The sequence below is a fragment of the Methanocaldococcus sp. genome, from assembly GCF_024490875.1.
Classification (GTDB): Archaea; AGJL01; Methanococci; order Methanococcales; family Methanocaldococcaceae; genus Methanocaldococcus.
Map to the genome: position 1 here is coordinate 26,261 of NZ_JACCLX010000042.1, position 26,791 is coordinate 53,051.

Consider the following 26,791-nt stretch of genomic DNA (forward strand, 5'->3'; position numbering starts at 1 on the left):
ATTTGATGTAATTTAGATAAATAATATCAAATTGTGAGGTGGGTGTTATGGTGTTTGGTAGTGCGGCAAGAGAAAAAACTCCTGAAGAGATATTAAAAGATGTTGTATTAATGTTAGATGAGATAATTAATGATACTACTGTTCCAAGAAACATTAGAGCAGCAGCAGAAAAGGCCAAAGAGACTATTTTAAAAGAGGATGAAGAACCAATTGTAAGGAGTGCGACTGCAATTCATATATTGGATGAAATTAGTAACGATCCTAATATGCCACTTCATACAAGGACACAGATATGGAGTATAGTTAGTGAATTAGAGAGAGTTAAATAATCAAAAAAATTTATTTATTATTTACAAGAAATTTTAAAAGAGTTAGTTTTGCCTGCTCCTCTAAGGTTTCTACTTTTATATAGGCATCAATTAAATCCTTTCCTAAGCAAACTACACCATGATTTTTTAATATTATTACATCTTCATCTCTTTTTGCAGTTTCTTCTGCCAATTTTAAACTCCCTGCCTTGTAATAATCAACATATCCAATTTTCTTTAAAAATACTTTTCCATCTGCTGTTAATATTTCTATTTCTTTGTCTATTATTGATAAAAAAGTAGAGACAATTGAATGAGTGTGAATTATTGCATTTATATCTTTTCTTTTTTTATAAATCATTAAATGGAGATTTCTTTCAGAGGTTGGATTTCCTTTTATAACATTTCCATCTAAATCCATTATAGCAATATCTTCTTCTTTTAAAAATCCTAAAATAGAGCCAGTTGGTGTTAAATAAACTATATTTTTATCTCTAACTGAAACATTCCCTCCACTACCTACTACATACTTTCTATCATATAATCTTTTACAGATTTCAATAAATAGAGATTTATTCATAGTTTCACTTAAAATATCTTTAACATTAATATTATAACGGCAATGTATAGAAAAATAATTAAAATTTCTAAGAGTATTATGTTAATACGAATCATTTTTAAATTTTTTTTAATATCGTCCATAATCTTTAAATATAATCCGAAAATTAATATAGTTTCTTGACTTAGTATTTTATTGGCTTTTTCATCAATCTTTTTCTCATTCTCTTTTAGTTTAGCATCTACTCTTTTTTCTAATTCCAAAATTTTTTTATGTAATACTCTAATATTTTCTTCTATTTCTCTCTCGTCCATAATAGCACTTTTTATTATTTATTTAGCAATTTTAGATATTTCAGTTTTTGTATTTTTTATAGAATCTAAGTCAAACACCAAAGGAATTATTTCATCCAATGTTTTTACTGGAATAATTTCTATTCCCTCACTATCTATAACATCAATTAAATTAGCCTCTGGAATTATAACCCTCTTGAACCCATATTTCTTTGCCGCCTCTATCTTTTCATTAACTCCTCCAATTGCCAATACATTTCCATTTAAATCTAAACTTCCAGTAATAGCAAAGTCTTGTTTTAATGGGATATTTAATAAAGCAGATATTATTGCTAAACAAACAGCCGCTGTAGCACTATCTCCATCTATTTTAGAGTATGACTGACTAAATTGGATATAAATCTCTTTATTATTTAGATCTATATCTTTCTTAGGTAGTGGAAGTTTTCCATCACTAACGAGTTTTTTTGATAATGCAGATGCCAAAGTTATTGAGTGTTTTGCAATGTCCCCTGATATATTTAATAAGTGAGTTCCTGGATTCTTTGAGTCTAATATTTGGACTATAATTTTGGTTACATCTCCAATTCCTCCAACTCCTATAACTGCCAATCCATATACTACCCCAACTTTTGGTGTATCGTTAGGCACTATGTGTTTGTATCTCTTAAAGTTTTTAATGTAGTTTATTGCTACCTGTTTCTCCATACTGTAAATTCCAGATTCAAACACCTTCCTAATATGCTCAGCAGTGATATATACTTTTTTATGCTCATCTTTTTTGGTCTCTGGATTGTAATTACCTTTTTCATCAAAGTTTCCTAATAATTCTTCGATTTCTTTACCCATTGCTATATCGTTTGCCATTTTTATAATGTTAGCAAGTAATCTTAACCTCAATGTTAATTTATCCTTAGAACCAGCTAAGTATTGAGCAATTTTAACTACTTCACAACATCCATCATAAGTCATTGGATTTAAATTGTTATTTTTTATTTCTTGAACAATGAACTGTAAAATCTTATCTCTATTTTCTAAGGTATTATCCATTTTGTTCTTTAAAACAATTTTATAGTCAATTCTATCCAATAGAGGGGCTCTTAAATTATAAACATCATCCATATTTCCAGACATTATTAAAATAAAATCACATGGAATTGGATTAGTTTCTACAGTTGCCCCACTTGAGTTTGGATTTCTTCCACTAATTGGGAGACATTTATCTTGTAATGCAGTTAATATATAATCTTGAACTTCTAAGGGCATTGTTTTTATTTCATCAACATACAAAATTCCTCTATGAGCCTCGTGAATAGCTCCTAATATAATTCTCTTATGTGGAGGAGTTCCTAATGGAGGTCTTCCACCTAATGGACAGTGCTTAATATCTCCCAATAATCTCGTTACATTGTATGCACTTGCCCTAACAAGAGGTCTTTTTTTGCATTCATATAATAGAACTGGTTTTAAATCCATTGGACTTAAAGTATTACTCATTGATGATCTTGAAGCCCCCATTAGACTTGTTAATATTATAACAAATCCAAATATTAATACAATTAAAGATGTTACTGTTACTGCTGCAAGTAAATAATTTTCAGGCATACTTTTTAAAAAATACTGTGATAGAAGAATAGCCCCAACCATTATTAAAATTAGAGTCATTGGATTAGAAGTTTTTAAATCAATTTTAGGAATTTCTTTTGTATCCTCTTTATATTCTCCATCAATAACTTCTACAATAGGTCTCTCCATATTTTTTAAATTAGGTTTTGCTATTACATAGTAAGGGGTAAAATCTCCAAAATCTTGTAGAATTTCTCCAACTGCCTTTACAATCATTGATTTTCCAACTCCCGGTTCTCCTAATAAAATAACATTTCTTTTATTTTTAACTGCTGACAAAATAATCCTAACGGCTTCATCTTGTCCAATAACCTGATCAATAAGTCTTGGGGAGGGTTCAGGCAATTCTTCCGTAGTTTTAAATTTTATTGAAAACATAATAACACCTTCTTTAATTTTTCAGATAATACAATATTTTGAAAAATATTAGTTAAATTATTAAAATTGTTTTTAATATATTTAAAATAAATAGCCCTTAACTTTAAATTTAAATCTTTAAATATAATATTGCTCTTAAAATTAGATTATTATATTATTTTTCTATATTATTTTTCTATAAATCTATTAAAATACTAAATGTAATATTTAAGCATTTTTGCTATTTATATAAACAAATATAAAAATATTTTGGTGAGAAAATGGATTTGGAAGGATATGTTAGAAGATGTTTAAAGAAAAATATTCCTGAAAATAAAATTATTGAGGATGGATTTAAGAGAATTTTAGAGATTAAAGAAGATATTGATGAGGAATTTGCAAAAAAATTTATAAAAGCAATATTGGAAGAGGTAAAAACTACTGAAAAATTTAAGGAGATTAAGGATGATAATCTAAAAAATTTATTGAGATATCCAGAGTCAAAGGTTACAATGGGAAAAATGGGAGTTGGTAGTAGAGGAGAAGGAGATTTTTTTGTTCATAGAGAAATAGCAAGAATCGTAAAAAGTACAAATGTTAAGGCATATGTTTCAACAGAAGAACAAGATGATGCTGGAATAGTTAAAGTTGATAATTCAAAATATATAGTTGCGGCAATAGATGGAACTCATTCAAGATTGAGTGATTTCCCTTTCTTAGGAGGTTTTCATGTAACGAGAGCGGCTTTAAGGGATGTTTATGTTATGGGCGCAGAGGCTGTTGCCTTAATTAGTGATATTCATTTGGCAGATGACGGAGATGTTGGAAAAATATTTGATTTCACTGCTGGAATATGTGCTGTATCTGAAGCAGTCAATGTTCCTTTAATTGGAGGGAGCACTTTAAGAGTTGGAGGAGATATGGTTATTGGGGAAAGATTAGTTAGTGCTGTTGGTGCAATAGGTGTTATAAAAGAAGGAAAACCTACTGCCAGAAGAAATGCAGAGGTTGGAGACATTATATTGATGACAGAGGGTAGTGGTGGGGGAACAATAACAACAACCGCTTTATATTATGGATGGTTTGATGTTATTTATGAAACTTTAAATGTAGATTTTATAAAGGCGTGTCAATCTTTAATTAAAAACAATTTAGTTAATAAGATTCACGCGATGACTGATGTAACTAATGGTGGTTTAAGAGGAGATGCCTATGAAATTTCAAAGACAGCAAATGTTTCGTTAGTTTTTGATAAAGATAAAGTATATAAAACAATAAATCCAAAGGTCTTGAAAATGCTTGAAGCATTGAATATAGACCCATTAGGAGTTTCTACTGACTCATTAATGATAATTTGTCCAGAAGAATATGCCAATGAGATAAAAAAAGTTACTGGAGCCATAGAGGTTGGATATGTTGAAAAAGGGAACGAGAGTTATTTAATTGAAGAAAACAAAAGAATACCTTTAAAGCCAATGTTTAGAGAATCTGCCTATACACCAGTAAAAAAGGTTGTTGGTGAAAAAAAACCTGAAAACTTTGAAGAAATGAAAGAAAAAGTTAGAAAAGCGTGTGATGAAGCAATAAAAAAGAAGGATTTTGTGGTTAAAATGTTAAAGAGTAGAGAAAAATTAAAATAATTAGTATTTGTTCTCTAATATTTTTAATGCAATTTCCTTTGCTTGTTTTCTCTTTTCCTCTAATTCTTTTAAAAATTTTACAACCATTTCATAAGCCATTTTTTTACACTTTCCACATGTTAATTCTCCACTTTTGCATTTTCTATAAATTTCCAAAAGTTCATTATCATCTAAAATTAAGTGGTATAAAAATAATTCATAAATGACGCATTCCTCTGGAATACCTCCATATTTCTTATGCTCTTCCAAAGTTTTTCTACCGCCAGTTTTAGCTGAAAATATTTTCTTTTTAACAGTTTCTTCGTCATCAGTTAAAAATATTGCTGTCTCTGGCTTCGAAGAACTCATTTTTCCTCCTAATAATCCAGTCATAAATCTATGATAGGTTGATGAGGGAGGAATAAATTTAAATTCTTTGGCTCTGTTAGCTATATCCCTTGTTAATCTTATATGTGGATCTTGATCAATCCCTACTGGAACTACAACTGGTTTCGGTTCTGGCTTTAAATTTTCGTCGAGTTGAGGATGTAGTATATCTGCAACTTGAACTATTGGAGCAATCACATGTCCTATATTTGTCTCTCCTTTAAATCCATAAATTGCACTCATTTCGCTCCAATTTGTTTTTTTAGATAAAATTAAAGCCAAATCTTTAACTTTTTGATATTTTGACTGTAAATATACATTTATTTTTTCTGGCTCCAATCCAAGGGCAATATAGTTGGTTATATATTCATTTAAAGCAAGTTTTTTAGTTTTTTCAAAACTCATGTTTCTTGCCCAGTATGCCTCTAAGTCTGCTATAGGAATATTTATATTGTCAGTGTATTTTTGATAATATTTTAATAGATCAACAACCATCTTATGCCCAAAGTGCATTTTTCCAGAGGGCATCATTCCACTAACTACAGCAAACTCTTTATTGTTTTTTATTGCATCTACTATTTTTTCAAAATCTCTATGTCCGAGTATAATATTTCTCCTAAAAAAATGATGTTCATCTTTTAAATCTTTTAAAATATCTTTTATTGGTTTTATTCCAAACTGTTCCATTGTTTTTCTATAATCTATAATTGCCGGTGTTTCCCATGGCGTTAATTCCATAAATTTCACCTTTTGTTTTCTAACTAATTAACAATTATTAGATTAAAAACTTATAAAAATATAAAAATAGTTTAATTAAAACAAGACTTAAAAGAAAAAAATTTAGATGTTATTCTACTTTTTTAATAGTATATAGACATCTTCTCCATGTTTAACATTTTTTAAATACTCGGCATTTTCAACGATTCTTCCAATGATGTTTGTTTTTTCAAAACTTTCACCAGTAGGTCCAAATTTATCACTATCTTTAAATCTTACACCTATCATTCCTTTATATCTACTAACCATATTAGATACTCCAATGTAGTATTTTTCAACTTTTTCTTTTGGAGTATTTTCTGGCAATAAACCTTTTGCATAGTCAGGATTTCCTTTAAACATAATAACATCTTTGTGTTTAAAATAAACATGTAGTTTTCCTACTCTCTTAGTAGTTAATCCAGTTGTTTTCCTAAAATACCATGTAGTTATTGGAGCCTTATCCTCAAATAATTCTATTACTACTATCTTGTTTTTATTTAACCCAGTGATTTTAACTTTTTTCTTTTTTAATACATCCAAAGTATATTCAGGCTCTTGTTCAACAACAATAGCATTTTCTAAATCTCCCTCTTTTTCTACCTCTATATTATATTTTTTTAATAATTCCTCTGCTTCATCTATGGTTAAACCAATAGCACATAACCTTTCTGGAACTGTCTTTACTGACAAAATTCCAGAGTCTGAGAAGTCTATAAGTTCAATTCCTTCTTTAACTTTTCCAACAACTGTATGAGATAGAGAAGAACTTCTACTTTCTTTATAAATATAAACCTTCCCCTCTCCTACTCCATAATTCCTTACAGTTATAGTTCCTCTATCTCTATCTATTAAACTACCCTCTTCAATTTTTAAGGTTTGTAATCTACAATCTGCAATGTATGTTTTAGTATTTTCAGAAATTTCAAATATTCCATCTTCCATAAGTGCCAAACAGTGTTCAACTGCTGAGGGTGTTCCATCAAATTCGGCAGTAAAGTAAGTATAAATCTTCCAACCATCTTCCAACTTTGTATTTAAATCTGTTGTTACAAAGTAATCAACTGCCTCTTTTTCCTCTCTAATTGGCTCTATATCAATAATTTCATCTCCAATATTTAGTTTATCAATAACCCACTTACCTCCTACAACAATTCCAATTTTTGGTTCTTTTAAACCATAAATAGCCTCTCCTTTTCTCTTAACAAATACAAGATGCCCCTCATCTTTATCCAAACCTGATATACTCAATACAACATCCCATTTTTTAAATTCTTTTGGTTCAGTTGATATTTCTAAATCAATTCTTGTAGAACCAAATGCCACATCTATACCACTAACCCATCTAAGTTTTTTTACGAAGTTTTTATAATTATTTATGAAAAATTTAGCAGTTTCGTTATTTTCAGTTATCGCAATTGTTATATTTCCCTTGGTAGTTTTAATTAAGAACTTTTTGGGAATTTTCTCTGCCTCTTTTTTAACTCCTTTTATTATAACAATATTTGTCCCTTTTTTGTAATATTCATCCTTTATAACATCTTTTAAAGTATTTCCTACTTTTTCTTTTCCATTAACTATAACCTTAGTCATAGTTCCACCGTAATAATTATTTTGAAATTACCACTGTTTTTATATCACTCATTTCTTCCATTGCATATTTAACTCCTTCCCTACCTAACCCACTCTTCTTAATTCCTCCAAAAGGCATATTATCTTGCCTGAATAGTGAAGAGTCATTTATAATAACTCCACCAAACTTTAAGTTTTCAGCAAAGTATAATGCCTTATTAATATTTTTAGTAAATACTGCTGAATGTAATCCATACTCTGTACTGTTGGCTATGTCTATCATCTCCTCCTCCTTAGCCCTAATTATTGGAATTACAGGAGCAAATGTTTCAGTTTTACATAAAATATTATCTTTATCAACCTCTAATATTGTTGGGTAAAATACTGCCTTTTCTCTTTTACCTCCTAATAATAGTTTTCCTCCCTCATTTATAGATTTTTTAACAATTTCTTCAACCCACTCTGCATGCTCTAAACTTATTAATGGTCCTAAATCAGTTTTTTCATCTAATGGATTACCTACATTGAGTTTTTTAGCCTTATTTACAAACATCTCTATAAATTTGTCAGATATACTTTCATCAACTATAATCATTCCGACTGAAATACATACTTGTCCAGCGTAGATAAAACTTCCTTTTATTAATGAATTTACAGCCTTTTTTAAATCAGCATCCTTTAAAACAATATTTGGATTAACTCCTCCTAACTCTAATGCAATCTTTTTAAAACCTGCCTTTTTAGTTATTAATTCTCCAACTTTAACACTTCCAGTAAATGATATCATATTAACCTTTTCATTAACAACTATTTCATCTCCAACAATCTCTCCATTACCAGTAAGTAAATTATAAACCCCTAAGGGAACATTATACTTTTTTAAAGCGTTTTCTATTATTTTGGCTAACTCTATACAAACAAGAGGGGCTTTTGATGATGGATGATGAACAATAACATTTCCTGTGGCAATTGCTGGAGCTATCTTATGTGCTGATAAATTTAAAGGAAAGTTAAATGGAGTTATCGCTCCAACTATACCAACAGGTTCTCTGAGAGTAAAAATTAACTTATCATCTGAAGGAATTACTTCATTTCTAAACTCCTTAACATAAAAAGCCGCTGATTTAAAGGTTCCTATACTTCTCTCAACCTCAACTCTTGCCTGTTTTATTGGCTTTCCTGCATCAATTGCCAATATTTTAGATAGTTCTTCTTTTTTTTCTTTAATTTGTTTAGCAATGTTCATTAAAATGTTGTATCTCTTAGCAATGGAAAGATTTTTCATGACATCCTTATATTTTTCAGCATTATCTATAGTTTCTTTAACTTCTTCTCTACTCAATGCAGGTATCTTTTTAATAACTTCTAAGGTGTAGGGATTTATAACTTCTAAATCCTCTCTATCTATCCACTTTCCATCTATAAACATAAATTTTCACCACTAAGGGTTTAACTAAATCTATTTATATAATAACTGATACTTAAAATTATGTGATTAATTAAAAATTGATGTGGGGGAATTGCAATGGATTATATAAACTTAGAATATGTTCCTACAGAGGATGATTTGTTATCTTGTATGATAATTAAAGGAGATAACCTAAAAAAATTAGCAAATGAAATTGCTGGAGAAAGTTCTATTGGGACTTGGACTAAAGTTCAAACAATGAAAAGCGAAATTTATGAAAAATTAAAACCAAATGTATATGAAATTAAAGAATTAAAAGAAGAAAATGGTTATAAAGTTGGTTTAATAAAAATTGCATATCCATTGTATGATTTTGAAATAAACAACATGCCTGGTGTCTTAGCAGGAATCGCTGGAAATATATTTGGAATGAAAATTGTTAAGGGTTTAAGAATATTAGATTATAGATTTCCAAAGAAGTTTGTTAAAGAATATAAAGGGCCAAGGTATGGAATTGAAGGAGTTAGAGAAACTTTAAAGATTAAAGAAAGACCATTATTAGGAACTATAGTTAAGCCAAAGGTTGGTTTAAAGACAGAGGAACACGCTAAAGTAGCTTATGATGCATGGATTGGGGGAGTTGATCTCGTTAAAGATGATGAAAATTTAACCTCTCAGGAATTTAATAAGTTTGAAAATAGAGTTTATAAAACCTTAGAGATGAGAGATAAGGCAGAAGAAGAGACTGGAGAAAGGAAGGCATATATGCCAAATATAACTGCTCCATATAGAGAAATGATAAGAAGGGCTGAAATTTGTGAAGATGCTGGTAGTGAGTATGTTATGGTGGATGTGGTAGTTACTGGATTTTCAGCAGTTCAGTCATTTAGAGAGGAAGACTTTAACTTTATAATACACGGACATAGGGCAATGCATGCGGCAATTACAAGGAGTAAGGATTTTGGTATTTCAATGCTTGTATTGGCTAAAATATATAGATTGTTAGGAATTGATCAACTACATATAGGAACAGTTGTTGGGAAAATGGAGGGAGGGGAAAAGGAAGTTAAGGCAATAAGAGACGAAATAATTTATAATGAAGTTAAAAAAGATGATGAAAATATATTCTTTGATCAGGATTGGGTAAATATAAAACCAATGTTTCCAGTGTCTTCTGGTGGAGTTCATCCAAGATTAGTTCCTAAGATAGTTGAAATTTTAGGTAGAGATTTGATTATTCAGGCAGGGGGAGGAATTCACGGACATCCAGATGGAACAGTTGCAGGGGCTAAGGCAATGAGGGCGGCAATTGAGGCAGTAATGGAAAATAAACCATTGGAAGAGAAGGCTGAGGAGATTCCAGAACTAAAAAAAGCATTGGAATATTGGAAATAGAATATTTTAATATTTTTAAATTTTTTCAGTTTCTTTTTCTTTTGGTTTTATAGCTACAACTCCCAAAGCCTCTGGAACTCTTTTAACTTTTATAAAACCTACTTTTCTCAATCTATCCATTACTCCCTTTTGTAAATCTTTTCCTCTATATTTTTTTCCTGGATTGCCTACATAATGAAACAATCTACCTCCAGGTTTTAAAACTCTAAAAATTTCTTTGTAAAATTCTTCACTGTATAGATGTCCTGCTAAACTAAATCTTGGAGGGTCGTGAATAACTACATCAAACTCTTCATTATCAAAGGTCTTTATAACATCAAAGGCATCCCCTAATATTATCTTTATATCTCCTTTAAATAACTCCTCACTGTATGGATTAATTTTAGCCAACTCCAAAACATTTGGATTTTTTTCTATCGTTATAACCTTTGCTCCTCTTTTATATGCTTCAATTGCCGTATAACCCAAACCCATACAGGTGTCTAAAACCTTCTCTCCTTTTTTAACTTTTACAGAGTTGATTTTATTTAAAGTATCTTGATATGGATCAACTTCCTTAGTTCTGTGCATTCTTATTCCATTTATTTCAATTGTTGGAGGTATTGTAGGAACTAACTTATAATAGCCATTATTAGAAATTGCCGCTTTAAAGACATTTCCATCTTTTATAAAGTATATATGCCCTTCATCCTTAGCTATTTTCTTTAAAATTTCAAAACTAATATTTCCCTCAGGAAACTTAACTACTTCATTTTTTCTATCAATTATTATTTTTTCTTTTTTATCAGTTTTATTTAAGTCTAAATTTATAAAAAGTTCATCTTCTTTTGAGTTTAAAATTTCCTTAGCAATTTTTGATGTTAAATAATTCATAATCTTCACCAAAAAGTTGTTCTCATTATAATCATAAAATTTCAATTAAAATCAAATCGATAATTATATATTTATATAGTTTCATAATATTTATCATATATGTCAATGATTTATCATCATTTATAATCATGAAAAGTTTAGGGGATTTATATGGAACTAACTGTTATCCAAAGAGAGATTTTACAGGAACTTATAAATCTTTATAGAGAAAAAAATAGGCCAATTAAGGGAACTGAAATAGCTCTCAGATTAAATAGAAATCCAGGAACTATTAGAAACCAAATGCAGGCGTTAAGGGCATTAGATTTAGTTGATGGTGTTCCCGGACCAAAAGGGGGATATGTTCCTACAAGTAAAGCATATAGAGCATTAGGTTTGGGAGAAGAAGGAGAAATTATAGTTCCAATATACAAAGAAGGAAAAAAAGTTGAAGGAGTTAAAGTAATAAAAATTGAATTTGATACAGTTACCCATGAAAAATGTTGTTCCTCTAAGATATATATTGAAGGAGATACAAAGCATTTCAACATTGGAGACATTATAAGGGTTGGTCCTACATACCATAACAAAATAATAATAAATGGTAGAATTATAGGAAGAGACGATATTCATAGAATTTTATTAATTGATGTATTGGGAGTTTCAAGTATCCCAAATATTAGAGTTGGAGATGTGGGAATTAAGGAGGTTTATACTGTATCTCCTGAAAATACTTTAAGAGAGACAGCCAAGTTATTTGCAGAAAAAAACATTAGTGGAGCTCCTGTTGTAGATAATGATAGATTAGTAGGGATTATCAGTTTGCACGATATTGCTGAAAATATAGACAATGTAGATAAAAAAGTAGAGAAAGTTATGAACAGAAATGTTATAACAATAAATAAAGATGAAAAAATATATGACGCTTTGAAAATTATGAATAAAAATGATGTGGGCAGGTTGGTTATCGTAGACGAAAATAACAAAATCATTGGAATTATTACAAGGACAGATATATTGAAAATTATTAGTGGAAAATTTCCTGAAAATTTTTATAGTTAAATAAATATTATATAGGATTATCCTATATTTTATTAAAATGATTATAAAAAAATTACAAATTAGAGGGATTAATTATGAAATTCTTCTTGGATACGGCAAATGTGAAAGAAATTAAAAAGTATGCTGAGCTCGGTTTAGTTGATGGAGTTACAACAAATCCAACATTAGTATCCAAAGAAGGAAGAGATTTTTATGAAGTTATTAAAGAAATCTGTGAAATTGTTGATGGCCCTGTAAGTGCTGAGGTTATCTCAACAGATGCTGAGGGAATGGTTAAAGAAGCAAGAGAATTAGCAAAAATATCTGATAATATAGTTATAAAAATCCCAATGACAAAAGATGGAATGAAAGCAGTAAAAATATTATCAAATGAAGGAATAAAAACAAATGTAACCTTAGTTTTCTCACCATTGCAGGCATTATTAGCGGCTAAGGCAGGAGCAACCTATGTATCTCCATTCGTTGGAAGATTAGATGATATAGGACATGTAGGGATGAAATTAGTTGAAGATGTTGTAAAAATCTATAAAAATTATAATATTAAAACAGAAGTTATTGTTGCCTCAGTTAGACATCCATGGCATGTATTAGAAGCGGCAAAAATAGGGGCTGATATAGCAACAATTCCTCCATCAGTTATGGATAAACTATTTAACCACCCATTAACTGACATTGGATTAGAAAGATTCTTAAAAGATTGGGATAATTATTTAAAAAGTAGAAATGAATAGAAATTCAATTTTTCTTATTTTTTAATTTAATTATCAATATATTATATAGGTGGAAAATTATGAAATTGGAAGCAACTAAAAAATTGTTAATGATTCCTGGACCTACGATGGTACCTCCAGAGGTTTTAAATGCAATGGCAATGCCAGTAATTGGACATAGAACAAAAGAATATGGGATGTTATTAAAAGACACTATAGAAAAATTAAAAAAAGTGTTTATTACTGAAAATGACACATTTTTAATAACAGGTTCAGGAACTGCGGCAATGGATATGGCTATATCAAATATAATTAAAAAAGGAGATAAGATTTTAAATATTGTTACTGGAAACTTTGGAGAGAGATTTGCAAATATAGTTAAAGCATACAAAGGAGAGGCAATTAGGTTAGATGTAGAATGGGGAGATATGGCTGAGCCAGAAGCAGTTAAAGAGATTTTAGATAAATACGATGACATTAAAGCAGTTACAGTTGTGCATAATGAAACTTCAACAGGTGCAAGGAATCCAATAAAAGAGATTGGAAAGGTTGTTAAAGATTACGATGCTTTATACATCGTTGATACTATCTCATCATTAGGAGGAGATTATGTAAATGTTGATGAATTCCACATTGATATTTGTGTCACTGGATCACAAAAATGTTTAGCCGCTCCACCTGGAATGGCGGCAATAACTGTTAGTGAAAAGGCGTGGGAAGTTATCAAGAAAAATGAGGAAAAAGTTGGATTTTATTTAGATTTATTAGCATATAAAAAATACTATGAAGAAAAAAAACAAACTCCATATACACCATCTGTTAATTTAACCTATGCAATGAATGTTGCCTTAGATTTAGTTTTAGAGGAAGGGATTGAGAATAGAGTTAAAAGACATGAAAGATTGGCTAAGGCAACAAGAGATGGATTAGAAGCTATGGGAATAGAGTTATTTGCTAAAAAAAGAGCGAGATCAATTACAGTTACATCAGCAAAATATCCAGAAGGTATTGATGATAAGAAATTTAGAGAAATATTGAGTGAAAAATACAATATAGTAGTTGCAGGAGGACAGAAACACTTGGCTGGAAAGATATTTAGAATTGGACACATGGGAATCTGTGGTGAGAAAGAAATTTTAGGAACTTTAGCATGTGTAGAATTAGCTTTAAAAGAACTTGGATTTGAAGTTAAAGAGAGTGGAGTTGAAGTTGCTAAAGAGGTTTTATTAAAGAATTAATTTATAATTTCCTTTAAAATTTTTAAAAATTTTTTAATTTCTTCAAAAGTCCCTATTGATACTCTTACATAGTTATCTCCCAAACCATCAAATGATGAACAATCCCTAACAATAACTCCTCTTTTTAATAGTTCTTCACAAAACTCCTTAGATTTCATTGTTTTCAATTCAACCAATAAATAATTTGCCTCAGAAGGATAAACTTTGATGTCTTTAAATTTCTTTAAACCATTATATAGCATTTCCCTACTTTTAATTCCATCTTTTACACATCTTTCAAAGAATTCCCTATCTCTTAATGCTGTTATAGCACAAACTTGACTTAATCTTGTTAAACTAAATATTGGCTTAACCCTCATCATATAATTAATAATTTTTTTATTTCCTACACCATAACCAACTCTCATTCCAGCTAAACCAAAAACTTTTGAAAAAGTTCTTAAAACTATAACATTATCATATTCAGGGGCTTTTTGAGTCCAGTCATACTCTTTTTTGGCATACTCAATATATGCGTGGTCTATAACAACCAAAGCATCTGTCTCATTAATAATCTTCTCTATATCTCTATTATCTATTATATTTCCCGTTGGATTGTTTGGAGTGCATAAAAAAATAACCTTTGTTTTATCTGTTATATTATTGAGAACGCTATCTACATCCAATTTAAAGTCCTTCTCTTTATCATACTTTGCATATTTTATTTTAGCGTTGTGAATTGTTGCTGAAACTCTATATTGGGTAAATGTTGGAATTGGAATTATTACTTCATCTCCATCATCAACAAAAGTTCTAAATATCGTATCTATAATCTCATCAGCTCCATCACCACCAACAATAATATTATCTTTACCAACATTCAAAAATTTGCTTAACTCTTCCATTAAAATAGGATTAACTGGCTCTGGATATTGATGAATCTTAGGAATCTCTTTTAATATTTCTTCTTTTATTTTTGGTGATGCTCTCCAAGGGTTTTCATTAGAGCCAAGTTTTATAATATCTTCTGGTTTTATTCCATAATCTCTTGCTATTTCCTCCTTAGATTTTCCAGGAACATAGGGTTTTAAGTTTTTAACAACATCTCTCACTTTGTTTTCTATCATAATATATCACCTAAAATTTATAGCCAAAAATATTTTTAATCAGATATGGAATATCCATTTATTAATTTATTTTATAAAAATTAAAGAGGTGAGTATATTGAAAACCTTAAATATATTTATAAATACTTTGCTAATTTTTTTTATTTTAAGTTTAACCTATTCATTACCAACGGAGCCATTAATATTTGTAAATAAAAGTACAGTAGATTATCAAAATGCTAAAATTTTGTTAGATAATTTTTACTCTTCAAGAACTATAAATGTTAGTGGTAATAACATAACACTTAAAATTAAAGATATAGAGTATATTCCAGCAAAGAACACTCTTATAATAAAAGAGAATGATAGAGAGCTTATTATAAAATTTACAAAGAATAATAAGGAAATTAAATACAATGATATTACTTATAAGTATTATAATAATTTTGAAAAAGGCAAGGAAATAAATTTCTTTAATAAAAACTATATTGTAGAAAATGTATCTCCAAAATATATAACACTAAAAGAAAAAAATAGTGAAAAAGAAATAATTACAAATGGAAGTTTTGAGTATAACGGATATAAAATCATTTTAAAAATGGTATCTCTTAACTACAATACATTATATATTAATATATATAAAAATGGAACTTTATTAGAATCACCTAAGTTAGTTAAAGGAGTATGGTATTACTTAAAGAATGAAAATTTAGGAATATTATATAAAAATTATTCAAATAAAAAATATGTGTTTGATATAGTTAATATAATAAAAATTGAAAAAGATAAAGATTTTCCTTTAAATAATAGTTTTGTCGTAGAAGATATAGATTCTAACAAATTAGTCCTTAAATATAAGTATCCAAATAATTTATCTAAAAATATATGTATATTTAATTATAAAATAATTCCAGAAATGATTTATAAAAATTATGTTCTATTTAAAGTGATTAAAAGATACTGTAAAACTCTAAATATTAAAGATAAAGATATAGTTTATATTGGAGAAGGATTTTATACAATTAAAGTAAATGGTTCTACTCAATTATACTATAAAGGGCATAAAATTAAAAATAATGAAAAAGTTTATATTAATACATTAAGTATGCTTGATACAAATAATATTTTGAATATAAACAAAGATATAATACTTGTTGGAGGTCCAAAGGTAAATAAATTTGTTAAATATCTTGAAAGTAAATCTTTGTTATTAGTAAATATAACTAATAATTATCCAGGAAATAATATTGGAATAATTCAAAAAATAAAAAATCCTTATAACAAAAATTATAATATCTATATTTTAGCAGGTTCAAATAGATACGGTACAAAAGCGGCAATATTAGCATTCTTAACAAAATATAATGATGAAAGTATAATGAAAGTTAAATGGAATAATGGACATATAGAGGTTATTAGATGATAATATTATTTTTTTGGAGAGATATTTATGCATACAAGTAACAAAAATATATCTTATTTTTTAATTTTTGGTATTTTATTTATTTGGTGATAGAATGAACTCCTTAGATATGATTATTCTTATATTGATATATGCTCTATTACTTCCTTGGATAGTCAATTACATTATATTAAAAAATAGAAAAATAAATTTTATCCAATCACTTACATACATGGATAAGATTTTAGGTAACAAAGAAAAATTGATACTAATAATTGTTGAAGGAATTTTAGTGGGAATCATTATTTATGAATATATTTTAAATAAATTTATAGTTATTTTGATTGTTGGTGGTATTGTTATATTTATATCTGATTACATTCTCAAAAAACATATTTTAGTTAAAAAATTAATTAGTCAATGATTGTAATGGTGCAGGAATTCTACCTCCTCTTTTAATAAACTTCTCAGAAGAAAATTTACTAATTTTCATAATTGGAGCTTTTCCTAATAAGCCACCATAATCTACAATATCCCCTTCCTTTTTTCCTGGAACTGGAATTATTCTTACAGCAGTTGTTTTATTATTTATAACTCCAATAGCCATTTCATCTGCTATAATTGCTGAAATAGTTGATGTTGGTGTGTCTCCAGGAATTGCCACCATATCAATTCCAACTGAACAAACGCATGTCATAGCCTCTAACTTCTCTAAACTTAATGCTCCTACCTTAACAGCCTCAACCATTCCACTATCTTCACTCACTGGAATAAATGCTCCACTTAGCCCTCCTACATACGAAGCTGCCATAGATCCTCCTTTCTTAACAGCATCATTTAATAAAGCCAAAGCCGCCGTTGAACCATGAGTTCCACACTTCTCTAAACCCATTGCCTCCAATATGTTGGCTATACTATCTCCTCTTGCAGGAGTTGGGGCTAAGGATAAATCGACAACTCCAAATTTAACCCCCAATTCCTTAGAAACTTCCCTTCCAATTAACTCTCCAACTCTTGTAATTTTAAATGCCACTTTTTTAATTTCATTTGCCAATGTTCCAAAGTCGGCATCTGGAAGTTTTTCTACCACTGACCTAACAACTCCTGGACCAGAGACACCGACATTTATAACTAAATCTCCCTCTCCAACACCATGAAAAGCACCAGCCATAAATGGATTGTCCTCCGGAGCGTTGGCAAACACTACCAACTTAGCACAACCAATTCCATTTTTTGTTCTAAATGCTGTCTCTTTAATAATTTCTCCCATAATTTTTACAACATCCATATTAATTCCAGTTTTAGTTGAAGCAACATTTACTGAAGAGCAAACTCTTTTAGTTTTTTCCATCATAAATGGAATTGAATTGATTAATACAATATCTTCCTTAGTGGCATCTTTATGAACTAAGGAAGAATAGCCTCCTAAGAAATCTACTTTAACTTTCTTTGCCGCCTTGTCTAAGATTTCACCGACTTCTACACAGGCTTTTATTTTCTCCTCATTGTCCAAATCTTTAATTGCTCCACCAATAATTAAAGATATTGGTGTAACTGCTATTCTTTTATTTACTATAGGAATTCCATACTTCTCAGATACTTTATTGGCTATTTCTACCAAATTCTCAGCAGAAGTTGTAATTTTATTATAGATATTTTCTTTTAATTCATCTAAATCTTTTGATACACAGTCTCTCAAACTTATACCCAATGTAACTGTCCTTACATCTAAGTTTTCCATTCTTATCATTTTTATAGTTTCAATTATTTCCTCTGGTCTAAACATAACTATCACATTTAGTTCTTTATTTTCAATTTTATGAAATAATTATAATTTAACTTATTTAAAATAATTATATGTAGATAAAAAATATTTTAACCTCTTAGTAAAGATTTAAAACGGATACCTCACTAGGTGAAAATAATGTATATACTAAAAATTGCCTATGATGGAAGATATAGTTTTCAGCAACAACATCATAAAGAAACTGTTTGTGATATTTTATTAGATACCTTAGAAGAAACTGGCTTTTTATATAAAAGGAAGATAATTTATAGCGGAGGTAGAACTGATAAGGGAGTTTCTGCCTTAGGTAATTTTGTTGTTGTAGAATTAAAAAAAGAGCCAATACTCTCATATATAAATGCAAAGTTGAAAAATAGGGGGATTTGGGTTTTAGGTTATAGAGAAATTAATGAAATTCCAAAAGTTAAATATAGACATTACCGCTATATTCTTCCAAATATTGATTATGATGTTGATTTAATTATAGAAGGAGCTAAAAAATTAATTGGAACTCATAGCTTTCACAATCTGTCAAAAAGAGATAGAACAAAAGAAAAAAGTCCTATAAGGACAATTTATGATATAAAAATCTCTGAGAATGATTTTTATTTAACAATAGATATTATTGGAGAAAGTTTTTTGTGGAATATGGTTAGAAAGATCGTTGGAGCATTAGATTTAATAGGAAGAGGAAAAAAACCAGTTGAATGGATTGATAAATTGTTAGATGAAAATTATAGAGAAGGAGTTCCAACATTTCTACCGGATGGGTTGATATTGGTTGAGGCAAAGGTTGATATTGACTATATTTATGATAATTATTCAATAAAAAAGTTTAAAGAGTATTGGAAAGAATTCTTTAAATTGTATGTTATGAAAATGGGTATATCTAAAACAATATTAGATTTTTAAATTAAGTGTGCCCCGGGGGAGCAAAGGAGAATCATCGCTTGCCGGGCTGTTGCTCATCTCCCGCGGTTTCCCGGGGCATAAATAATATAGCTTCCATACTTTATATAATTTAACTAACCAAAATCATCATATATGCTTTATAATTTTATCCTGAAAGGTGAAATTGTGAGATTTTTTAACAGAGAAAAAGAAATTAATGAAATACTATCGATCTTAGAAGGGGAGCCAAATTTTATTTATTTCATTTTTGGGCCTATTAATAGTGGTAAGACAGCATTAATTAATGAAATAATATCCAATAGGTTAGATAAAAATAAGTATGTAGTTTTTTACTTTGATTTAAGAGAAATATTCTTATCTAAATATAAAGATTTTATTGAAGTATTATTTGATGAATATAGCGAGGATAAAAAACCATTAGAAGTTATTAAAAGTATAATTAAAGACATTCCAGTAGTTAGCGGTATTCCAGTGCCTAAAAATACTTTAAACGAATTATTAAATAAAAAAACTACTAAAAATGTTTTTAAATATATTACTAATATTTTGTTAGAATTAAAAAAGCAAGGAAAACAGCCCGTTATAATTCTTGATGAATTACAAAAAATTGGCGATATGAAAATCAACGGATTTTTAATATATGAACTATTTAATTACTTCATTTCCTTAACAAAACATAAACACCTATGTCATGTTTTTTGCACATCTTCTGATAGTTTATTCATTGAAAAAGTGTATAATGAGGCTATGCTTGATGGTAGAGTAGATTATATATTAGTAGATGATTTCGATAAAGAAACTGCCTTAAAGTTTATGGACTTCTTAGCTAAAGAAATATTAAATAAAAATCTCTCTAACGAAGAGAAAGAAAAAATCTATTCTTATGTTGGAGGAAAGCCAGCTTCAATCTATAAAGTTATTGATAAAATGAGATACAAAGATTTAGAGGATATATTAAATTTTATGCTAAAAGAAGAAATTTCAAAATTGAAATACTTTTTAGAAGATGTAAAAGAGGATAATGAAGAATTTTATAAAGAAGTTGTTAATTATCTAAGTTTATTTAAAGAAAATTACATAATCGAGGATATGAAAATCCCTAAAAAAATTAGAGAGTTTTTAATTAAAAAGAATATTTTATTCTTAAATCCAATTGATGGAAATTTAAAACCTCAAAGTTATTTAGTCTGGAACGCTATAAAGAGAGTTTTATAAACATGAAAAAGTCATAAAAAAAATTAGGATGATAAAATGAAAAAATATATTATAAGTATTGGAGTAGATATATCTAACAATGATGTAAGAACTAATCCTAAAATTAATGAGTTAGTTAATAGAGAGGTTAAAGAAAGATTGTCTAAATTGGGAATAAAGGCGTGTATCTCAAATATAACCGGAGATGATATAGTTATAACATCGTTCGTTCCAGAAGATTTAATTGAGGAAAATAATAGAATAATCTTTGAAATTTTAAATAAATATGCCGAGGGCTTTGATGATTTAAATGGGATCTCAAAAGAAAAAGACGAGGCAGGGGAAGGGTTATCTTACGCTGTTGCTGAATCTATATCTGAGTATGGAGATGCTATAATAGTATCTTTTGACACTTATGGAGGAGAGAGTTTTGTAGATGAAATGGCTCTATTTGTAAGGGAAATTGGGGAGAAGTTTGGATATGATGTTGGCTGTTCTGTCTCTAATGAACCAGTTGAAATTCCTGGAATTGGCTATACTGGCTCAGAGAGTGATGACCCAGTTGTTATAATAACAGTTAATGAACTTAAAGAGATAAGTAAAATATCTGGATTAATATATGGGGGTTTATTAAGTTTTGATAAATTATACTTTGTAAAAAATGGGGAGGGGGTTGATATTCTACCCCCTGGCGTTATCTATACGATGAGTGCATTTTTAAATGGAAATATAATTGACCTATACGAGGGAATTAAAAAAAGAGTAAAATTTTAAATGTGATAGTATGGACATACAGTACTTTATAGTAGCATTCACATCAATATTTTCAATTTTAAACCCGTTTGGTGCTGTTCCAGTTTTTATGGCTTTGACAGAATCATATCCTAAGAAGGAGAGGAATTTAATAGCAAAAAAAACAGTTATTTATACTTTAATAATATTGTTAATTTTTGCACTTTTTGGTAATTGGATATTAAAATTTTTTGGCATATCCTTAAATGCCTTTAAAATAGCAGGAGGTTTGTTATTACTTTTAATATCATTAGACATGGTTAGAGGTAAGCAGGAGGCAAAATTGCACAAAAAAGAGATTGAAGATGCTTATGAAATTGACGAAATAGCATTAATGCCTTTAGCTACTCCTCTATTAGCTGGACCGGGATCAATAACTGCCTGTATGGTAGCAATGGCAGAGGCTCCAAGTTTTGGAGATAAATTTTTAGTAATATTAGCAATACTTGTATCTATTTTAATAACCTATGTAACATTACTATCTTCTGAAAAAATATTAGATAGAATTGGGAAGTTAGGGATTAAGATACTAACAAGAATGATGGGTTTTATATTGACGGCAATAGCGGTTCAAATGGCAATTAGTGGAATTAAAGGAGCATTATTCTAAATTTATAATTTTTTTAAATGAGGTGATTAATTTGAACATTGATATTAACTTAGATAAATACAAAAATTTTAGAAGAAATTTAAACAGAGAGATAATAAACTTAAATCCAATACAGAGAGGAGGAATATTACCAAAAGAATCTAAAAAAACAGTTTATGAGTATTGGGATGGTTATAGTGTTTGTGACTTTTGCTATGGAAGATTGGATGAGATAACAAACCCTCCAATAAAAGACTTTTTAGAAGATTTATCTAAATTTTTAAATATGGATTATACAAGGCCAACACATGGAGCGAGGGAGGGAAAATTTATAGTTATGCACGCAATTTGTAAGGAAGGGGACTATGTAGTTTTAGATAAGAATGCTCACTATACAAGTTATGTCTCTGCTGAAAGAGCAAGGTTGAATGTTGCAGAAGTTGGTTATGAAGAGGAGTATCCTACATATAAGATAAACTTAGAAGGGTATAAGGAGGTTATAGACAACTTAGAAGATAAAGGAAAAAATGTTGGATTAATATTATTAACTCATGTTGATGGAGAGTATGGAAACTTAAACTATGCTAAAAAAGTTGGTAAAATAGCCAAAGACAAAGGAATACCTTTCCTGCTAAATTGTGCATATACAGTTGGAAGAATGCCAGTTAATGGAAAAGAGGTTAAAGCTGACTTTATTGTAGCCTCTGGACATAAGAGTATGGCTGCCTCTGGTCCCTGTGGTATTTTAGCATTTAATGAGGAATTTGCAGATAAAATTACTAAAACATCTGAAAGATATCCTCTCAAAGAAATTGAAATGCTCGGATGTACAAGTAGAGGATTGCCAATATTAACTTTAATGTCAAGTTTTCCTTATGTTGTAGAGAGAGTTAAAAAGTGGGATGAAGAGATTAAAAAAACGAGGTATGTTGTAGATGAATTAGAAAAAGTAGGTTTTAAGCAATTAGGAATAAAACCAAAGGAACACGATTTAATTAAATTTGAGACACCAATATTGGATAAAATTGCAAAAAAAGATAAAAGAAGAGGATTTTTCTTTTACGATGAATTAAAGAAGAGGGGTATTGGTGGAATAAGGGCAGGAGTTACAAAGGAGATAAAGATGAGTGTTTATGGCTTAGAATGGGAACAAGTAGAATATGTAGTAAATTCAATAAAAGAAATTATTGAGAAATATAATAAATAATATTTAATTTTTAAATTTTAAACTCTCCATTTTCAATTTTCTTTTTTAGTTCTTTTGCTAATTTTAAGGCTCTTTTTCTATCTGACTGCCTGCAAGTTATAGGAATTCCACATATAGAGCCAAGTTTTGTTTTAAATACTCCATAAGGGCAGATATTACAAATACCACATCCAAAGCAATCCTCAGTTATCATTATCTTTCCATTCTCTCTTTTTATTGCAAAGGTAGGACAATACTTTTCAGCTAAACATTCTTTACACTCTTTACATCTATCTGGGTATATTTTTGGTCTTAAATCTACATTTTCCCAAACTTCTGCATAGTTTCCAACATCTATAATTTCTCTACCAAATATATTAACTAATGGTAAAGCTATATCTTTATCTAACTTTTTTAAACTCTCTTTATGTTCATCAACTTTAACTGGAATGGCTACTGTATTATATATTTCAATTCCAGAAGAAGTTAAGAAACCTCCTAAATAGTAAGGATTCATTTCTTTCATATTGGCTGATAACATCAAATTAGGTTTTTTTATTGAACTTCTTGTTCCAAAACCTAATATTATACTCTCAGCACCATTTAATAGTGCCTTTTTTCCAATAATATCTTTTTCGTCTTTAATAATCATATTTTCCAATGGGTTATACATACCACATCCAGAAAATGAAGATTCTCCTTTTTTTAATGGTAATCTATGAAATATAGTATTAACTTCTTCATCAGACAAATTTGTTATTGCAGTGTAATTTTTAAAAGCCATTCTCGTTCCAATCATTTTTGCTGTTGGTAAATCTTCAATAGTTACCTCATTTTTATAAGTTTTATTACCACATACTGCTTTTGCCTCTACAACCTTACCTTTAACCAAATCTTTAAATAAAAATCCAACTTCTCCATAAAATATTGCATCAACTTTTCCTAAGTATTCATTAGGGCAAACTCCTACAAGGCCTTTAATATCATTTAAATATATTTCATCTGCTTTTTTAAAAATCTCATTAAAAGGGATGTGAAAAACTCCCATAGTTCCTGACATTATTCCACAAGTTGCAGTTGTAACTATATCTACCTCATCTATTTTATCCTCCTCATTATTTCTAATGTATTTTTTTAATTCATTTACAGTTATAACCCTTAAATAATTTTCCAAACTGCCACCTTTTTTTATTTGTTAATATTTATGAAGTTTTTTACTCAATTCTATCAATCTTCTGATTCTCTCCTCAGTTGGAGGATGAGTTGAGAATAGTTTCATTATAAAATCTGATCTAAATGGATTTACAATAAATAAGTGAGAAGTTGCTGGATTTCCCTTTTCTAATGGATACTTCTGAACTCCTTCTTCCAACTTAGATAATGCATTAGCCAACCATAAAGGATGAGTCAATTTAGCCCCTTCTTCATCAGCGTAAAACTCTCTCTGTCTCGAAATTGCAAACTGTATTAATGTTGCCGCAATTGGTGCTAATATCAACAATAAAATTAGTCCAATAAATTCTAATGGATTGGTATCTTCACTCTCTGATGCGAAGAATAAACCACCCCAGTATAGCATCCACTCTGCAATATATATGATAGCCCCAGCCAATGTAGCCACTATGGTAGATATTAAAATATCTCTATGTTTAATATGTGCTATTTCGTGTCCAATAACACCTTCCAGTTCTTCTGGAGACAATAGTTGTAAAATTCCTTCAGTAACAGCAACAACTGCATTTTTTGGATTTCTACCAGTAGCAAATGCATTGGGAGTCATTGTAGGAACAATAGCAACTTTTGGTTTAGGTAATCCTGCCTTTCTCGCCACTCTTTCAACCATCTGATGTAGCCAAGGCATCTCGTGCTCATCTAAAATTCTCGCATTGTAACTCATTAACACAAATTTATCACTATAATAGTATGCAATAATGTTAGGAATCAAAGCGATGAGTATAGCAAATATTGGATGTATATGTAACATAAGACATATTGCGTAAATTAAACCTATGAGAAGTGCCATCAATAAATATGTTTTTATCTCATTTATTAACATACCGATCACATTATTTTTTATTTTATATAGTAAAATAATATTCCTTAAATTTAAATATTTTGGTGATATAAATGGATGATAAATTTACCTCTAAGTTTGAAATAGACATTTTAAACAAACTATTGAATAAAAATTTTAACTATGATTTAGCAATAATACTTAAAAAAATTGGAGGTTTGGATTATAGAAAAAAAGTTTTTATTGGTGGAGAGTGTATAGGTATTTTAGAGTTCGATTTAATTGATTTGGATTGGAAGTTCCACCCTTATGCATCTTATTATCTAATAGAAGAGCCAAAGATTAAACTAAAACCTACAAAAAGAAAATTGAAAGGTAAAAAAGTTCCTATAAATTTAATTGTAAATCCAGAAGAACTTAAAGATATTAACGAGAATGAGTATGTTGGCGTAGAAATAGGAAACTATGTTGGTGTTGGAATTAAAAAAGGAGAAACTATAAAGATTAAAGACTTAACTTTAAAAAAAGAGATTAAATTTGAAAAGATTGAGGAATATTTGAGGAAGAATTATGACAGAATTAAAAAATTAGAGAAAAAATCTCTAAATATAATAGAAAAATATTACAAAAAATGTAAAGATAAAGGATATGTAATAAATGCTTCATTTAGTGGAGGAAAAGATTCATCTGTTTCTACATTATTGGCAAATAAAGTTATAGACGATTTAGAAGTGATATTTATAGATACTGGTTTAGAATTTAAAGAAACTATTAAATTTGTTAAAAAATTTGCTAAAGAATATGATATAAATTTAGTTATTTTAAGGGGTAAAGATTTTTGGGAATACTTAGGAAAATTTGGCATTCCAACAAAAGATTATAGATGGTGTAACAGTATTTGCAAGTTAGAGCCGTTGAAGGAATATTTAAAGAAGTATAAAAAAGTATATACAATTGACGGTTCAAGGAAGTATGAGAGTTTTACAAGGAGTAAATTAGAGTATGAAAGAAAAAGTAGTTTTATAGAGAATCAGATAAATATCTTCCCAATATTGGACTGGAAAGGAACCGATGTATGGAGTTGGATATATTTAAATGATGTAATGTATAATGAACTCTATGACAAAGGTTTTGAAAGAATTGGCTGTTTTATGTGTCCATCTGCTTTAAACAGTGAGTTTTTGAGAGTAAAAGAGTTGTATCCTGAATTGTTCAATAAATGGGTGGAAGTTTTAAAAAGATTTGGATACAGTGAAGATGAAATATTAAGAGGATTTTGGAGATGGAAAAAACTTCCTCCAAAAATGAAGGAATTAAAAAAATTATTACAATACCTCGGGACTTGATAATATTTTATAATAAAAATTTTCTATTTTTTATTATAATAATATTACAATTTTAATATTTTTCATATTATTATAATATTTTTTCGATATTTATATGATTTAGTAATATTCAAATCAAGATTTTCTCGGGAGTCAGTATTACTCGTTAAATTTACAATTAATCTTCCCTCGCTAAAAATTTTTATTTTTTGATTTAGAGGGTTTTAATTTATTATTTTTTAATTTTAAAAATTTTTATCAAATTTCGAAGGGTCACCTGTTTTGATTAATTTGAATATTTAATTTTATTAAATTATTGAGATTTTTTGGAGATTTTATTTAATTGTTTTTATCTTCAATTTTC

At 28.9% G+C, this 26,791-nt stretch carries 25 protein-coding genes; 14 read left to right on the forward strand and 11 right to left on the reverse strand.

Features of this window, described 5'->3' with window-relative positions; genetic code table 11:
* The first annotated feature begins 47 nt into the window (after positions 1-47).
* The gene (locus HZY31_RS07690) at positions 48-329 is read left to right on the forward strand and encodes a UPF0147 family protein (protein WP_297318826.1); all 282 of its coding nucleotides are present in this window, start codon (positions 48-50) and stop codon (positions 327-329) included.
* Between the two features lie 10 nt (positions 330-339).
* On the opposite strand, the gene fucA is transcribed toward HZY31_RS07690, so the two are convergent.
* Genes fucA through lonB form a run of 3 tightly spaced genes read right to left on the reverse strand, consistent with a single transcriptional unit; the run spans position 340 to position 3,164 of the window.
* On the reverse strand, positions 340-888 hold the full coding sequence (fucA, locus tag HZY31_RS07695; RefSeq protein ID WP_297318827.1) for an L-fuculose phosphate aldolase: 549 nt from the start codon (positions 886-888) through the stop codon (positions 340-342).
* An 8-nt stretch (positions 889-896) separates the two neighbouring features.
* Positions 897-1,181 carry a hypothetical protein gene (locus HZY31_RS07700; RefSeq protein ID WP_297318828.1) on the reverse strand — a complete coding sequence of 95 codons (285 nt, stop codon included), beginning with the start codon at positions 1,179-1,181 and terminating at the stop codon, positions 897-899.
* 18 nt (positions 1,182-1,199) lie between these two features.
* On the reverse strand, positions 1,200-3,164 hold the full coding sequence (gene lonB, locus HZY31_RS07705; RefSeq protein WP_297318829.1) for an ATP-dependent protease LonB: 1,965 nt from the start codon (positions 3,162-3,164) through the stop codon (positions 1,200-1,202).
* A 260-nt stretch (positions 3,165-3,424) separates the two neighbouring features.
* On the opposite strand from lonB, the gene HZY31_RS07710 reads away from it, so the two are divergent.
* Entirely contained in the window at positions 3,425-4,783 is a 1,359-nt protein-coding gene (locus HZY31_RS07710) for an AIR synthase-related protein (protein ID WP_297318830.1), read from the forward strand.
* Here HZY31_RS07710 and HZY31_RS07715 read toward each other — a convergent pair whose 3' ends face one another.
* From HZY31_RS07715 to HZY31_RS07725, 3 genes are all read right to left on the reverse strand, one after another.
* Positions 4,784-5,887, reverse strand: coding sequence for a tryptophan--tRNA ligase (locus HZY31_RS07715; RefSeq protein WP_297318831.1), 1,104 nt, complete (start codon positions 5,885-5,887; stop codon positions 4,784-4,786).
* Between the two features lie 114 nt (positions 5,888-6,001).
* Entirely contained in the window at positions 6,002-7,498 is a 1,497-nt protein-coding gene (gene mmp3 / locus HZY31_RS07720; protein WP_297318832.1) for a methyl-coenzyme M reductase-associated protein Mmp3, read from the reverse strand.
* 16 nt (positions 7,499-7,514) lie between these two features.
* A complete protein-coding gene (locus HZY31_RS07725; RefSeq protein WP_297318833.1) occupies positions 7,515-8,906 on the reverse strand; it encodes a lactaldehyde dehydrogenase in 1,392 nt (463 codons plus the stop codon).
* 96 nt (positions 8,907-9,002) lie between these two features.
* On the opposite strand from HZY31_RS07725, the gene rbcL reads away from it, so the two are divergent.
* Positions 9,003-10,280, forward strand: a complete 1,278-nt coding sequence (gene rbcL, locus HZY31_RS07730) for a type III ribulose-bisphosphate carboxylase (protein WP_297318834.1) — start codon at positions 9,003-9,005, stop codon at positions 10,278-10,280.
* Between the two features lie 15 nt (positions 10,281-10,295).
* Here the strand turns inward: rbcL and HZY31_RS07735 are convergent, their stop codons facing one another.
* The gene (locus HZY31_RS07735) at positions 10,296-11,153 is read right to left on the reverse strand and encodes a class I SAM-dependent methyltransferase (protein WP_297318835.1); all 858 of its coding nucleotides are present in this window, start codon (positions 11,151-11,153) and stop codon (positions 10,296-10,298) included.
* A 150-nt stretch (positions 11,154-11,303) separates the two neighbouring features.
* Here HZY31_RS07735 and HZY31_RS07740 point away from each other — a divergent pair, with 150 nt between their 5' ends.
* The 3 genes from HZY31_RS07740 (at position 11,304) to HZY31_RS07750 (ending at position 14,142) form a co-directional block, all read left to right on the forward strand.
* Entirely contained in the window at positions 11,304-12,194 is an 891-nt protein-coding gene (locus tag HZY31_RS07740) for a CBS domain-containing protein (RefSeq protein ID WP_297318836.1), read from the forward strand.
* A 74-nt stretch (positions 12,195-12,268) separates the two neighbouring features.
* Positions 12,269-12,925 carry a fructose-6-phosphate aldolase gene (fsa, locus tag HZY31_RS07745; RefSeq protein WP_297318837.1) on the forward strand — a complete coding sequence of 219 codons (657 nt, stop codon included), beginning with the start codon at positions 12,269-12,271 and terminating at the stop codon, positions 12,923-12,925.
* Between the two features lie 59 nt (positions 12,926-12,984).
* Positions 12,985-14,142, forward strand: coding sequence for a pyridoxal-phosphate-dependent aminotransferase family protein (locus HZY31_RS07750; RefSeq protein WP_297318838.1), 1,158 nt, complete (start codon positions 12,985-12,987; stop codon positions 14,140-14,142).
* On the opposite strand, the gene hisC is transcribed toward HZY31_RS07750, so the two are convergent.
* Positions 14,139-15,251 carry a histidinol-phosphate transaminase gene (hisC, locus tag HZY31_RS07755; protein ID WP_297318849.1) on the reverse strand — a complete coding sequence of 371 codons (1,113 nt, stop codon included), beginning with the start codon at positions 15,249-15,251 and terminating at the stop codon, positions 14,139-14,141. The genes HZY31_RS07750 and hisC overlap by 4 nt on opposite strands.
* Positions 15,252-15,345: 94 nt before the next feature.
* Here hisC and HZY31_RS07760 point away from each other — a divergent pair, with 94 nt between their 5' ends.
* Complete coding sequence (locus tag HZY31_RS07760; RefSeq protein ID WP_297318839.1) at positions 15,346-16,650, forward strand: hypothetical protein; 1,305 nt, start codon at positions 15,346-15,348, stop codon at positions 16,648-16,650.
* Positions 16,651-16,744: 94 nt separating this feature from the next.
* The gene (locus HZY31_RS07765; RefSeq protein ID WP_297318840.1) at positions 16,745-17,053 is read left to right on the forward strand and encodes a hypothetical protein; all 309 of its coding nucleotides are present in this window, start codon (positions 16,745-16,747) and stop codon (positions 17,051-17,053) included.
* Here HZY31_RS07765 and HZY31_RS07770 read toward each other — a convergent pair.
* Complete coding sequence (locus HZY31_RS07770; RefSeq protein WP_297318841.1) at positions 17,039-18,415, reverse strand: PFL family protein; 1,377 nt, start codon at positions 18,413-18,415, stop codon at positions 17,039-17,041. The genes HZY31_RS07765 and HZY31_RS07770 overlap by 15 nt on opposite strands.
* A gap of 138 nt (positions 18,416-18,553) precedes the next feature.
* Between HZY31_RS07770 and truA the strand changes: the two genes are divergently transcribed.
* The 5 genes from truA to pscS all read left to right on the forward strand — a co-directional run bounded on the left by truA (position 18,554) and on the right by pscS (position 23,109).
* Positions 18,554-19,327 carry a tRNA pseudouridine(38-40) synthase TruA gene (gene truA / locus HZY31_RS07775; protein WP_297318842.1) on the forward strand — a complete coding sequence of 258 codons (774 nt, stop codon included), beginning with the start codon at positions 18,554-18,556 and terminating at the stop codon, positions 19,325-19,327.
* A 165-nt stretch (positions 19,328-19,492) separates the two neighbouring features.
* A complete protein-coding gene (locus HZY31_RS07780; protein WP_297318843.1) occupies positions 19,493-20,542 on the forward strand; it encodes an ATP-binding protein in 1,050 nt (349 codons plus the stop codon).
* Positions 20,543-20,578: 36 nt separating this feature from the next.
* Positions 20,579-21,295 carry a hypothetical protein gene (locus tag HZY31_RS07785; RefSeq protein ID WP_297318844.1) on the forward strand — a complete coding sequence of 239 codons (717 nt, stop codon included), beginning with the start codon at positions 20,579-20,581 and terminating at the stop codon, positions 21,293-21,295.
* A gap of 10 nt (positions 21,296-21,305) precedes the next feature.
* Complete coding sequence (locus tag HZY31_RS07790; RefSeq protein WP_297318845.1) at positions 21,306-21,923, forward strand: NAAT family transporter; 618 nt, start codon at positions 21,306-21,308, stop codon at positions 21,921-21,923.
* Positions 21,924-21,960: 37 nt separating this feature from the next.
* Positions 21,961-23,109, forward strand: a complete 1,149-nt coding sequence (gene pscS, locus HZY31_RS07795; protein ID WP_297318850.1) for an O-phospho-L-seryl-tRNA:Cys-tRNA synthase — start codon at positions 21,961-21,963, stop codon at positions 23,107-23,109.
* Positions 23,110-23,119: 10 nt separating this feature from the next.
* On the opposite strand, the gene HZY31_RS07800 is transcribed toward pscS, so the two are convergent.
* Both HZY31_RS07800 and HZY31_RS07805 read right to left on the reverse strand, forming a co-directional pair.
* Entirely contained in the window at positions 23,120-24,262 is a 1,143-nt protein-coding gene (locus tag HZY31_RS07800) for a methanogenesis marker 16 metalloprotein (protein ID WP_297318846.1), read from the reverse strand.
* A gap of 21 nt (positions 24,263-24,283) precedes the next feature.
* Positions 24,284-25,144, reverse strand: coding sequence for a zinc metalloprotease HtpX (locus HZY31_RS07805; RefSeq protein WP_297318847.1), 861 nt, complete (start codon positions 25,142-25,144; stop codon positions 24,284-24,286).
* A 71-nt stretch (positions 25,145-25,215) separates the two neighbouring features.
* Between HZY31_RS07805 and HZY31_RS07810 the strand changes: the two genes are divergently transcribed.
* The gene (locus HZY31_RS07810) at positions 25,216-26,448 is read left to right on the forward strand and encodes a phosphoadenosine phosphosulfate reductase domain-containing protein (RefSeq protein ID WP_297318848.1); all 1,233 of its coding nucleotides are present in this window, start codon (positions 25,216-25,218) and stop codon (positions 26,446-26,448) included.
* The last annotated feature ends 343 nt before the right edge of the window (positions 26,449-26,791 follow it).